The sequence below is a fragment of the Finegoldia sp. P3-F-LR genome, from assembly GCF_052932165.1.
In genome coordinates, this window is record NZ_JBRFJE010000003.1 from 18256 (window position 1) to 30728 (window position 12473).

The 12473-nt window shown below is 33.5% G+C and carries 12 protein-coding genes; all 12 read right to left on the minus strand.

Features of this window, described 5'->3' with window-relative positions; genetic code table 11:
• Positions 1-27: 27 nt before the first annotated feature.
• Entirely contained in the window at positions 28-1143 is a 1116-nt protein-coding gene (locus ACU68U_RS01980) for a uroporphyrinogen decarboxylase family protein (protein ID WP_278731035.1), read from the minus strand.
• A 58-nt stretch (positions 1144-1201) separates the two neighbouring features.
• Positions 1202-2227, minus strand: coding sequence for a phosphoribosylformylglycinamidine cyclo-ligase (purM, locus tag ACU68U_RS01985; protein ID WP_294684137.1), 1026 nt, complete (start codon positions 2225-2227; stop codon positions 1202-1204).
• Positions 2227-2700, minus strand: coding sequence for a 5-(carboxyamino)imidazole ribonucleotide mutase (gene purE / locus ACU68U_RS01990; protein ID WP_094205267.1), 474 nt, complete (start codon positions 2698-2700; stop codon positions 2227-2229). The genes purM and purE overlap by 1 nt, the downstream gene beginning before the upstream one ends.
• Positions 2701-2709: 9 nt before the next feature.
• Entirely contained in the window at positions 2710-4161 is a 1452-nt protein-coding gene (gene guaB, locus ACU68U_RS01995; protein WP_094207541.1) for an IMP dehydrogenase, read from the minus strand.
• Between the two features lie 188 nt (positions 4162-4349).
• The gene (locus tag ACU68U_RS02000; protein ID WP_446762610.1) at positions 4350-5303 is read right to left on the minus strand and encodes a 1-phosphofructokinase family hexose kinase; all 954 of its coding nucleotides are present in this window, start codon (positions 5301-5303) and stop codon (positions 4350-4352) included.
• A 70-nt stretch (positions 5304-5373) separates the two neighbouring features.
• On the minus strand, positions 5374-6918 hold the full coding sequence (locus ACU68U_RS02005) for an NAD(P)/FAD-dependent oxidoreductase (protein WP_446762611.1): 1545 nt from the start codon (positions 6916-6918) through the stop codon (positions 5374-5376).
• Positions 6919-7213: 295 nt separating this feature from the next.
• Positions 7214-7654 (minus strand): C-GCAxxG-C-C family protein, encoded by a 441-nt coding sequence (locus tag ACU68U_RS02010; RefSeq protein WP_094204092.1) that lies wholly within the window; start codon positions 7652-7654, stop codon positions 7214-7216.
• Entirely contained in the window at positions 7647-8567 is a 921-nt protein-coding gene (arsS, locus tag ACU68U_RS02015) for an arsenosugar biosynthesis radical SAM (seleno)protein ArsS (protein WP_446762612.1), read from the minus strand. The genes ACU68U_RS02010 and arsS overlap by 8 nt, the downstream gene beginning before the upstream one ends.
• Positions 8564-9511 (minus strand): heterodisulfide reductase-related iron-sulfur binding cluster, encoded by a 948-nt coding sequence (locus ACU68U_RS02020; RefSeq protein ID WP_446762613.1) that lies wholly within the window; start codon positions 9509-9511, stop codon positions 8564-8566. Before ACU68U_RS02020 ends, arsS begins: the two co-directional genes overlap by 4 nt.
• Positions 9486-10148, minus strand: coding sequence for a TIGR04283 family arsenosugar biosynthesis glycosyltransferase (locus ACU68U_RS02025; RefSeq protein WP_278731480.1), 663 nt, complete (start codon positions 10146-10148; stop codon positions 9486-9488). The genes ACU68U_RS02020 and ACU68U_RS02025 overlap by 26 nt, the downstream gene beginning before the upstream one ends.
• Positions 10120-11601: a TIGR04282 family arsenosugar biosynthesis glycosyltransferase gene (locus ACU68U_RS02030; protein ID WP_446762614.1), complete on the minus strand. Its 1482-nt coding sequence runs from the start codon at positions 11599-11601 to the stop codon at positions 10120-10122. The genes ACU68U_RS02025 and ACU68U_RS02030 overlap by 29 nt, the downstream gene beginning before the upstream one ends.
• Positions 11602-11655: 54 nt before the next feature.
• Positions 11656-12414, minus strand: coding sequence for a rhodanese-like domain-containing protein (locus tag ACU68U_RS02035; RefSeq protein ID WP_278735048.1), 759 nt, complete (start codon positions 12412-12414; stop codon positions 11656-11658).
• Positions 12415-12473 lie beyond the last annotated feature (59 nt).

The window sequence follows — 12473 nt, forward strand, 5'->3', positions numbered from 1 at the left end:
AAATAAATGGTTGTTGATTTTATAAATTTATATATTGGTCAATCCTTTTGGCAAATTTCCAATTGAAGCATCTTTTCCAAATTCACACACAGCTCTGATGTAGCTTTCAATGTTTTCAATTGGAGTGTTATCACAAACAGTACATCCTGCATTTAGGATGAAACCTTTTGGACTGTTTGACGCCTTTTGCAAAAGTGTTTTGACTTCGTTTCTCACAGTCTCTGGATCTGAATTCAATAGTATATCCATAGGCGCAATATTTCCTTCGATTATCATATTGTCGCCGAGGCTGTTTTTGAGTTGTTCAATATCTTCGATATTGTCCACAGAAAATCTTGAAAAACTACTGTCCCTGAAATTATCCCACACTTTATCTGTTTTGCCGCAGATATGAACCATAGGCTTAATTCCAGTGATTTCGTACACACTATCTGATAATTTTTCCATGTAAGGTTGAGTGAATTCATCGTATTGTTTCTTGCTGATGACATTCAACGAAGAAACTGGATCCGCAATTTTGAAAAAACATCCACCTACTTCTTCTGTAAAAATCTTTACAAATTCTATAGTATAATCTGTGCACATTTCCAATAGTCTTTTGATTTCTTCCTTGTTTTTTCGAGTATCACGAAGAAGTTTTTCCACAGGTCTAACTCCTGATGCTGTCGTAAGAGGTCCTGTCACAGCACCAAATATGGTGATTCCTCTCATTGCTTCTTTTGTTTTCTTAGCTTTTTCAATAAAATTTACAACAGTTTCGCTAGATTTTATATCGATATTTTCCATTTTGGAAAAATCTTTGTAATCATCAAGCGCATACACTGATGTCAATGAATCGCCTTTTTCAGTCATCTTGGTTTCACTTCCCAAAATGCTTCCAATTCCTTTTTGATCCATTCCTATATACATGTAATCAATTCCATACAATGATTTTTTCAAATGAACCATATCAGTGTACAACCCAAAATCATTTAAAATATCTTTCTTGGAATATCCGGAATTGATAGCCAGTGGAGTCTCCACATCAAAAAGATCGAAAGGATTTACATCCACGACATTTCCTTCCAAATATGATTGTAACCTGGAAGTATAAGTCATATTCAAAAGACCTTCATCAACAAATGAAATAAATTTTTTCGACATATTCTCCCTCACTTTTTTGACCCAGAATTATTTTTGAAAATTTTGATTAATTCCTACATTAGTCCAAATTAATCGCAACTTTTGTTTCTGTTTGTTTGCAAACTCCGCATTTTTTTGCTTTTGGATCTATTTTTTGTAATATTTCAAGAGATTTATCCACATCTTTTGCATCTACTACAACTACCATTCCAATTCCCATATTAAATGTGGAGAACATTTCTTTTGTTTCGACATTTCCCCATTCTTGAATAGCTTTGAACACAGGATCAATTTCCGATTCTTTTAAGTCAAATTCTATTCCTATATTTTCAGGCAACATTCTAGGCACGTTTTCGTACAATCCACCACCTGTGATGTGAGCAATTCCTTTGATTTGAACTTCTTTTAATAAAGCTGAGATTTCTTTTTCGTAAATTCTCGTAGGAACCAAAAGTCTTTCTCCAACTGTAGTATCCTCAAATTTGTCGGATAATTTCACATTTGCCATATCCAATGCTGCTCTTACAAGTGAAAATCCATTGCTGTGAACTCCGCTTGAAGATAGAGATATTGCAACGTCTCCTTCTTTGATTCCACTTCCGTCGATTATTTTGTCTCGATCGACAATTCCAACTGCAAATCCTGCCAAATCATAATCATTTTCTTTGTACAATCCTGGCATTTCAGCAGTTTCTCCGCCAATTAATGCACATTCTGATTGAGTGCAACCTTCCGCTACACCACGAACCAAATCCGCCATTTTTTCTGGTTTCAAGCTTCCTGTAGCGATGTAATCCAAGAAAAACAATGGCTTTGCCCCTTGGCACAAAACATCATTAACACACATTGCAACCAAATCAATACCAACTGTATCGTGTTTGTCTAGTTCCATGGCTAATTTGATTTTTGTTCCAACGCCATCAGTTCCACTAACTAATACAGGTTCTTTCATATCGGAGATTTCTGGTTTAAATAAACCAGCAAATCCACCGATACCTGTTAGAACTTCTTTTCCATGAGTTTTCTTTACGATTTCTTTTATGATTTGAACTTCTTCGTAGCCTTTTTCTTTATCTACACCAGAATCTTTGTAAGTTAATCCCATTATATTTCTTCTAACTCCCTGTCAGAATCAATGACACCTTGTTTCATTTCTTCTTTGTAATCTTTTAATTTTTGAGCTAGTTTTTCGTCAGACAAAGCAATCATTTGAGCTGCTAAGATAGCTGCATTTTCTCCACCATCGATTGCTACAGTTGCAACTGGAACTCCTTTAGGCATTTGAACTATTGAATACAAAGCATCCATTCCAGCAAGTGCAGATCCTTTTACAGGAATTCCTATAACTGGTTTTGTTGTCATTCCTGCTGTTACTCCACCTAAGTGTGCTGCTTTGCCAGCGATTGTGATGTAAACTTTGCAGTCGTCTTTTTCAACAGTTTCTTTTAAAACATCCAATGCTCTGTGTGCTGAAATAACTGATACTTCATAAGATAGATCAAATTTTTTCAACATTTTAGTAACTTTTTTTGCAACTTCAATATCTGAACTGCTTCCCATTATTAATCTAATATCCATTGTTTACTCCTATTTTTTTGTATAGTTTGGAGATTCTCTAGTAATTGTAATATCATGTGGATGATTTTCTACAAGTGTTGCTGGAGAAATCTTCACGAATTTTGATTTTTCTTTTAATTCAACTAAGTCTTTGCTTCCTACATAACCCATACCTGAACGAAGTCCACCAACTAATTGATAAACAACTTCTGCTACAGATCCTTTGTAAGCAACTCTACCTTCTACTCCTTCTGGAACGTATTTTTTAGTGTTATTTTGGAAATATCTGTCTCCACTTCCAGCTTTCATAGCTCCAAGCGAACCCATTCCTCTGTATTCTTTGTATTGTCTACCTTCTAATACAACTAATTCTCCAGGACTTTCTTCAGTACCAGCGAACAAGCTACCTGCCATGATAACAGATGCACCTGCTGCTAATGCTTTTGTAATATCTCCTGAGTATTTAATACCACCATCGGCAATGATTGGAATACCGTGTTTATCAGCTTCTTTTGCACATTCGATTATAGCTGTCATTTGAGGAACACCTATACCTGTTACAACTCTTGTCGTACAAATAGATCCAGGTCCGATACCAACTTTAACACAATCTGCCCCAGCTTCTATCAAATCCCTTGTAGCATCTGCTGTTGCAACATTACCTGCGATAATTTGAAGATCTGGGAAAGCTTCTTTTAATTTTCTGACAGCATTCAAAACTCCTCTTGAATGACCGTGAGCTGTATCAATAGTTACGACATCAACTTTTGCATCTACTAAAGCTTGACATCTTTCAATCATATCATTAGTGATACCAACAGCTGCACCAACTAATAATCTTCCTTGTGAATCTCTTGCTGAATTTGGATATTGGATTGTTTTTTCAACATCTTTTGTAGTGATAAGGCCTTTTAATTTGAAGTTTTCATCTACAATTGGAAGTTTTTCAATCTTGGCATTCATCATTTTTTCCAAGGCTTCATCCATTGATATGTTTTCGTGACCTGTGATTAATCCTTCTTTAGTCATAACATCACCAATTGGAAGTTGTTCGTCTTTTACGAATCTAACATCTCTGTTAGTTAGGATTCCGACTAAAGTCATATCATCATTAACTATAGGTACACCGCTAATTCTGTAGTGACTCATCAATTTCAAAGCATCAACGATTTTGTCATCTGCAGATAAGTAAAAAGGATCAGTAATTATTCCATTTTCTGAACGTTTAACTCTATCTACTTCTCTTGCTTGTTCTTCAATAGTCATGTTCTTGTGAATAATTCCGATCCCGCCTTGTCTCGCCATAGCGATAGCCATTTTTGACTCAGTTACAGTGTCCATTCCTGCTGACATCATAGGAATGTTCAATTCAATTTTTTTAGTTAATCTTGTTTTCAAGATAGTTTCATTAGGTAACACTTCTGATGGACCTGGTACTAGAAGTACGTCATCAAATGTTAATCCTTCGCCGATAAATTGCATAATACCCTCCTCATAAAATAAATAAAAACTTTGTTAAAAATTTTTAATGTTGAGAATAAATTTACCATACAAATGATCACAAGTCAAGCAAATTTATTCCTTTTATTTTCTTTACAGCTATTATATCAGAAATACAAATTTTTGAGCAAGAAAAAAGCACCAAAAAAACTTTTTGATGCATAAATCTTCTATAATAATTCAACATTTATTTGTTCTGCTACTTCGTTTATTTTATCTGCGTCCAGCTTTTCAACTTCTGAAACTCTCGCATTTAATACGCCAAGAGATAAAGCCTTCAAAACAGTTTCCATTACGCCTTCTTCATCATCCAAGAATTTCGCCAAGCCAGCCACAGTAGCATCTCCACTTCCGACGGTTCTTTGAATTTTGTATTGAGGAACAGAAATCCTGTACAAATTATCTTTGTATTTTAAAATTGCTCCGTATTTTCCATTGGTAACCAAAACTATTTCAATATCATCTAACAACTCGTTTTCAAAGATGTGCTTCAAATACTCAGAATCTTTGTTTATGAAATCTTTTGAAGAAATATCTTCTGTTAAACCAATGATTTCCTTAAATTCGTAGAAATTAGGCTTGATAGCAAATGGTTTATAATTATTTTCCAAAACTTTTTTAGTCACTTGTCCATTTGTATCCAAAATAATCTTGCTGTTAGCTTTTAGAATATCCATAGTTTCTTCGACAAAATCTTCGGATAAACCGTTCATCAAACTTCCGCTGATTACTGCTATATTGTAATTTTTTCCGATTTCTTTAATAAGTGACATAAAAGTTCTTTCAAATCTAGAATCAATTTTGTTAGTTTTTTCAAAGATTTCAAATTGCTTATCGCCATGAATCACTCTAATGCAGTTTCTTGTGTCGACATTTGTAAAAATAAAATCGTGCTTGATATTCACATCGTCTAACTTGTCGATTACATAATCTCCATTACTTCCTCCGATAAAGCCTGTAACCATGAAATCTGCCCTCAACAAATCTAAAACTTTGGACACATTTATCCCTTTTCCTCCAGGCGTTTTGTACGCATCATCAACTACATTTACTCCATTAGTATCCAGCTCATCCATTTCGTAAATCACATCAATAGCAGGATTCGCAGTTATACAAAGTATCATTTTATTCCCCTCTTCAAATTAATTAAAAATTTATCTTTAATAAATATACCCAATAATTTAGTTTTTTAAATTATTTAGATAACTTTGATGTAAGAATAACTTCAGCAGCCTTCAATCCGTCAATCGCACTTGACACGATTCCTCCAGAATATCCACTACCTTCGCCAATCACATACAAATTATCAACATTTTCGCTTCTTAACAAATCATCTCGAACCATTCTCACTGCACACGATGTTCTCGTTTCAACTCCTGTGAGTATAGCATCCTCCATTGAAAATCCGTGAAGCTTGTTGTCCATCATTTTAATCGCAGTTTTAATGTAATTTGTAACATGCTCTGGGTAAATATCATTCAAATTGCTTAAAACATATCCAGGTTTCACAGTCGGTTCAACTTCTCCGATCTTTTCAGATTTTTTATCATCCATAAAATCTTTTACCAATTGAACTGGTGCATTGTAATTGGATCCTCCCAATTCAAAAGCCTTGCGTTCGATTTCTTGTTGAAATCTAATCCCGTCTAATAAATTATGTCCATAAGTATCTTCATCTATACCACACACAATCGCACTATTTGCGTTCTTGCCGTCTCTTTTGTGAAAACTCATACCATTGACGCACAATTCATTTTCTTCACTGGAAGCATTGATTACATATCCACCTGGACACATGCAAAAAGTGTACACTCCCCTTTTGTTTTCCTCAGAATAAGAAAGCTGATAAGTCGCACTCGGAAGATCTCTGTCGCATTTATATTGTGCAAAATCTATCATTTTTTGTGGGTGTTCAATCCTAAATCCAACCGCAAAAGGTTTGTTCGTCATTTTGATTTTGTCGGCTAACATCATCACAGTGTCTCTTGAACTATTGCCAAGAGCCAAAACGTAACAGTCAGATTGAAATTTTCTATTATGTGATTTTATTCCCACACATTTTTCATTTTCAATTTCGACATCGTCGATCAACGTATCGAATTCAAATTCACAACCCATTTTGATAAGGTCATTTCTCATGTTCACAATTACTTTTTGCAATTCATCGGTTCCGATGTGTGGCTTGGAGTCATACATAATTTCACTAGGAGCGCCGTAGTCCACAAATGTCTTCAAAACTTCTCTTACTCTTTTGTCTTTAGAACGTGCAGTTAATTTGCCATCAGAAAAAGTTCCAGCTCCACCTTCTCCAAATTGAACGTTACTGTTTGTGTTAAGCTTACCAGTTTCCAAGAATTTGTTGATATCGTCAACTCTTTTAGATACTTCACTTCCTCGTTCAATAACTTTCACCTTTGCTCCGTTTTTCGCTAACAAATACGCACAAAACAATCCCGCAGGACCACTTCCAACAACTGTGACGCTCTTCGAATTATCGACATCTTCTAAGTTAAAATCTTCCTCAAAATATTTCTCGCAATTTTTGATTGATTTTATTTTTTTATCAGACAAATCAACATCCACGATAACTTGGTAATTAAACAGAATTCCTTTTCTAGCATCAATTGATTTTCTGTAGATTTCATAATTGAAGTTTTTCGTTCCGATCATTTTAGAGATTTTTTTCTTCAATTCGTTTTCGTCGTCATTTTTTAATTTTATATTTCTAATAATAATCATATTTTTCTCTCTTTCATTTACTACTTGTATTATATCATTATTTAAATAGAATTATTGATAGGTAGAGAATAAGGTGTTTTAAAATCCTAATGCTAAGAATATCATACGGAAAAAATTGACTTGATTTCAAATAGAAAAAATCCGGCTAAAATCGCACTGTTTGAGCGTAAGCGAGTTTGCGATTTTAGGATTTTGAGATTTAGAAATCTACAATTTTTGGAGTCTAGATATTCGTGCATTAGATTTTTAAATATTAACCTAAAAAAGCTGCCTACCGAAGTAGACAGCTCTCATTTTATTTTTCTTCAAACATTTCCTCTAATATATCTATCGCATCGTTCACAGCTTGTGGACATTTTCTTTGCATCGTGTTTTCTTGTTCGATTTTTTCAAGATTTTCTGCTATATTATCTCCCAATATTTCTTCACAAATTATCGTAGATTGTTTTTCTTTGAATTTGGTATCGAATTCGAACATTTTTTTTACTAATTCAACTTTCTTTTCGCCTTCATTCGGCTTTGAATGTCCGTATTTGATTCCTAAAACCATGTAGGCACCAGTTACTGCTCCACATGTCATTCCTTTGTACATTCCACCTGTAAATGGTGATGCAATTTTTGTAACAAGTTCCTTGTCCACTCCCAAATCATCTGCGAAATATCTCAAAACTACTTGCGCACAATCTATGCCTTCTGTAAATTGTTGCCAAATTTCTTCGTTAGTTAATTTACTCATCCAATGCACCTCCACAACTTGATCCACTTCCTGCAGTACAACCGTAGCAGTAATCTTTCCACACGATTTCTCTGGACAAATCCTTCACATCGATTAAATCTTTGATGTTTGTGTAGTCTTTCATTGGGACTTTTTCTGCTAAATGGAAGTCGCAATCGTGAAGATTTCCTAAGCTATCCACAGAAATTTGGAATCTGCACATTATATTTTCACAAGTTTCTTCATTGTAATTATCTTCCAACAATTTCATATAATCTTCGTATTCGCCTTTTTCAATTAAAAAATCTTTGAAATATCCAATAGGCATATTTGTAATAGTGAACAAATTATTGAATACAACATCCTTCTTTTTCAATTCGCGTTCATAATCTGATTGAAGATTGGATTGTTCAGGTGGCAAGAATCCACCTAGTGGATTGTAAACCAAGTCCAATTCTTTTTCAGTTCCATAGCCCATTTCGTTTAGTCTCTTCAAATTTGCAATGACTTTGTCGTATACGCCATCTCCTCTTTGGCTATCTACATTGTCTTGTGTGTAGCAAGGAAGAGATACGACAATTTTGATTTTTTCTTTATCAAATAAATCCATTAATTCATGGCTTTTTTCGATATCAGTGGCGTTTGTTCTAATAATAAGTTCGTCTACTCTTTTCAAGCATTCCTTCATAAACCACACAATTTCTGGATGTGTTGTTGGTTCTCCACCTGTAATATCCACAGTTTTCATCTTGTGGTTATCCAAAAACTTCAAGCAATCTTCCATAGTTTTTTTGCTCATTTCTAAGTTTTCGCTGTTCTTCATAACGTGGCAGTGTTTACAACGCAAATTACATTTTTCAGTAATGTTTAATTGTAGTGTTGTGATATCGCCAGTTGTTTTATATTTTTCAGAAATTCTATCTTCGAACCTCATTTTCTCCCCCTAAATTTTCCTTTTAATGCATTTTTGAAAAAGCTTGGATCGCATTTTTCATCTATACCAACCATTGTACTTACAAAATGGTGCACTTCATTATTTTCCACAAACTTGGATGAACAAGTCGCACAATAAGTATACATTTTTTCGTTTTTAATGGAGTTTTGCATTTGAGTTGCGATATCTTTTTCGCTTTTGCCTGCAATTCCACCTGCTCCACAGCAGTTTGTACTTATGTATTTATTGTTAAATCCTTTGATATGTCTTTTGATTTCTTCAAAAATTATGTGATTGTACCTGTCAGAGCATGGGAAGAACACATTTACTTCCTCGTCAATATCTTGTATCATATCTCTTTCTTCAAGCCATTTGAAAATCGTAATAACTTCAACCGACAAATTTTTGTAAAATTTGTGGAAACAGTTTGGACACACGCACACAATTCTTTCCACTTCTTTGTCTTTGAGTTCTTTTTCAAATCTTTCCATATAATTATTTTCAAATCCCGTATAATCACTTGGAAGATTACAACAATCAATTGAATAATCAAATCCTTCTTTGTTGAACAATTCCATTAAATATTTTGTAGTATCTGGATAAAATGCTGGGAAATTACAGCCCAAATACAACAAATCTTTTGTTTTTCTTTTAGATTTGTTTTTGAAGAAATAATTTTCTTTTTGTTTTTTTACTGATTCGAATTTAGGATTTTGTTTTCTTAAAATAAGAGAAATCTTTTTTCCATCCAAATCAACCGGACACACCGCTTTGCATTTTTGACACAAGAAACAAGAAAATGCCAAGTCTTGTCTGTCAGCAAAATCTTTTAAATTAATCTTGTATTTCGTCAAAAAAGGACAACATTTTGTGCATTTACCACAATCAATACACTTGTCCTTAACTTCTTGTAAGTAATCATTTGTACTTTTGTTTGATATCATCTACCTTTTCCCCCTTGCGATACATATGTTGACATTTCTGCATCATCCACATAGTTCTAAAAGGCCCATTTTTCTGAAATCTACGCGATGAAGAATATATCTTCATTTTTGAAAGAAAAATTTTGTATCCTTTTTCCTTTACTCTAATTGAAAAATCGTAATCTTCCATTAAATCAATATTTTCGAATCCACCCATCTCATCGTAAAACTCTCTCGTGAAAAACATTCCCTGATCTCCGAATGCGATGTTTCTGTGTCTGACACGATTACTAGAATTAAATGCGACAATTTGCATTATGAACTGTTTTGGAACAAACGAAATGCTAAAACAACCCATTTTATAATTTTGTAAAATTGATTTGATTTCTTCTTTTGGATTTTCTTTGAAGAAAGTATCCGCGTGAAGAATCAGAATTATTTCTCCTGTTGAATTTGCAATTCCATTTATAATTTGATTGCCACGACCCTTGATGCTTCTAATTGGATTATATCCTCTGTCTCTGATTTTTTCAAACGTGTCGTCATCTCCACTTACGCTAAAAATCACCTCGAACTCATCATCAAAAATATCCAGGTGGTCGATGAATCTATCGATTTTGTCAGATTCATTATACACTGGCACTATTACTGAAATCATTCGCTTTTATAAACTCCCATATATTATCCAAAAATTCATCAGACAAATATGCTTTTATCTTCTCAAAAGTAAATCCATTATCCCTGTTTTCATCAACATATTGAGTGTATGCCATTGAGCACCAAGTTATTCCTCTGAGACATGTGAACAACAAATATTTTACGAATTTTTTTCTATCAACTTTTGTTTTTGATAAGTTGTCGTATTCATCTAAGAAATCATCCATTATGTCGTTGTCAAAAATTACATCCGTTTTCCAAAAAGTCGTAGTCGGTGCCAAAAAGTGCGCCAAATCTTGTTCACGCTCTCCTATAATTGGCTTTTCCCAGTCTATAACGTAAGATTTATCTCCTATGATGAAATTTTTATTGTTGAGTTCAGTGTTGATAAGACATGGATTTTCAAGTGTAGAATCAAGTCCTAAATTTTTGATGTATTTTAGCATATTCGAAATCTTTTCTTCAGTTGCATTGTTTTTCTTATCCCATTTTTGATAATGAGAAAACATCTGTGTAAATTCGTCGAACATCATATTAAAAGGACTGCCTGCTTTTATAAAATCTTGTCCTGTCACATCTAATGAGTGAATTTGTGAAAGCAAATATGCTGCGATTTTTAAATCAGTATGATAATCCAAATCTTTGCCAATCAAATATTCTTCCGTAAGATAAGAAATTCCTGATAATTTATCCTTTTTCAAATCGTAAGCCTTGGCTGTTACGTTGGATTTTTCTAAAAACTTGAGCGCATTATACTCGTATTCAATTTGATTATCCAAATGCATTTGTGATCCACGCGCAATTCTTATCAAATAATCATCATCAATCAAATAATTCGAATTGTACTCTCCTTTACCAAGTAATTTCACATTGTCAGATTGGGATATGTATTTTACTAAATCAATATCTGTGTCAATATCGTGCGTTTCTTTCAGTTTATAATAAGACAAATCATGTTCAATCAAACTATTTTCCAAATCGTTTTCTACATTAGGATTTGAGTATTTTTTATTCTCAAACAAAGCATCGTGCGCTTTTTTCATTCCAATCAAACTGTATCCACCATCTTCAGTTGGGCTGAACACAACATCATTGGTGTCTAATTGGTCAAAAGCTTCATCGAAAATCTCACCATCAAAATCAATGATGTCTGATCCGATTAAAATAACCTTAGAATATCCACATGACAAAACTTCTTTTATCGAATTATTCATCCTTTGACCGATATCATCTCCCGTTTGTCTGATGCAATCATAAGGAGAATTCTTCGTGTAATCGTCAAATAATTCATCTGGCGTTAGAGACAAAAAAACTTTGTAGTTTTTGATAGCATTTAAATTTTTTTCTATCAAATTATTACTCATCGTTATCCTTTGTTTTTCAGATAAAATTGTAGATAATCTTGTTTTAGAATTTTTATTTGGAATTTTAGTCATTAAAATTACTGCGTTCATTCAATCTCCTGTAAAAAAAGCGGCCCATATTATGAGCCGCATTAATTTTAAAAACTATTTTACTAATTCGTAGTCGTGTTCTTTAGTTCCATCCAAAGAGTTGAATACGTCTTTGTTTCCTCTGTCGATTAGTTTTTGTGCTAATTGACCAGATTTGTTTCCAGAATAGCAATAAGTGTAAACTGGTTTATCTGTAGGAATTTCTGATAATCTTGCATCTGCTTCATCTAATGGAATGTTAATTGCATTTTTGATATGACCTGCATCATAATCTTTTTTATCTCTAACATCAACTATAACGTTGTTAGTATCTTCAGATGCTTTTACTAAATCTTCTGGTAAAATGTTAGCGAATTTAACTAATTTGTATTCAAATTTCTTAACGCCTTCTGCGTTTGTAACATCTTTGAATCCGTTATTTACTAAAATTTCAGCAGCTTGTTGGCTCTTTTTACCACTGTTGCAAACTGTGATTACAGCTTTATCTTTGTAAGCATCTAACTTAGAAACTTCTTGTTCAAAAGTGTCGATTGGCATATTGATAGCCCATTTAACGTGACCTTGATCGTATTCTTCTTTGCTTCTAACGTCAACAACCAATACAGTTTCTTTTTTCTTCTTGTCTTGTTCGATTGCTTCAAGATCAGCGCCTTTCATTTCTTTTATGGCTGCTTTTTCTTCAGTCTTTTCTGCTGGTTTTTCAGCATTTTGTTCTGTTTTAGTATTATTGTCAGCTGGTTTATCTGAATTATTTGAACATCCAGTAACAGTTAAAGCTGATACTAAAGCTAATGTTAATAAAAGTTTTTTCACTATAAATTCCTCCTAAAAATCTTTTCGATAACATTGTATCATACAGACACAACAAATTC

Coding starts and splice junctions, on each gene's coding strand:
- ACU68U_RS02030 (WP_446762614.1), bottom strand. CDS start 11,601: ATGAACGCAGTAATTTTAATGACTAAAATTCCAAATAAAAATTCTAAA.
- ACU68U_RS01980 (WP_278731035.1), bottom strand. CDS start 1,143: ATGTCGAAAAAATTTATTTCATTTGTTGATGAAGGTCTTTTGAATATG.
- purM (WP_294684137.1), bottom strand. CDS start 2,227: ATGGGATTAACTTACAAAGATTCTGGTGTAGATAAAGAAAAAGGCTAC.
- guaB (WP_094207541.1), bottom strand. CDS start 4,161: ATGCAATTTATCGGCGAAGGATTAACATTTGATGACGTACTTCTAGTA.
- ACU68U_RS02020 (WP_446762613.1), bottom strand. CDS start 9,511: ATGATATCAAACAAAAGTACAAATGATTACTTACAAGAAGTTAAGGAC.
- ACU68U_RS02000 (WP_446762610.1), bottom strand. CDS start 5,303: ATGATACTTTGTATAACTGCGAATCCTGCTATTGATGTGATTTACGAA.
- purE (WP_094205267.1), bottom strand. CDS start 2,700: ATGGATATTAGATTAATAATGGGAAGCAGTTCAGATATTGAAGTTGCA.
- ACU68U_RS02025 (WP_278731480.1), bottom strand. CDS start 10,148: ATGATTTCAGTAATAGTGCCAGTGTATAATGAATCTGACAAAATCGAT.
- ACU68U_RS02005 (WP_446762611.1), bottom strand. CDS start 6,918: ATGATTATTATTAGAAATATAAAATTAAAAAATGACGACGAAAACGAA.
- ACU68U_RS02010 (WP_094204092.1), bottom strand. CDS start 7,654: ATGAGTAAATTAACTAACGAAGAAATTTGGCAACAATTTACAGAAGGC.
- arsS (WP_446762612.1), bottom strand. CDS start 8,567: ATGAGGTTCGAAGATAGAATTTCTGAAAAATATAAAACAACTGGCGAT.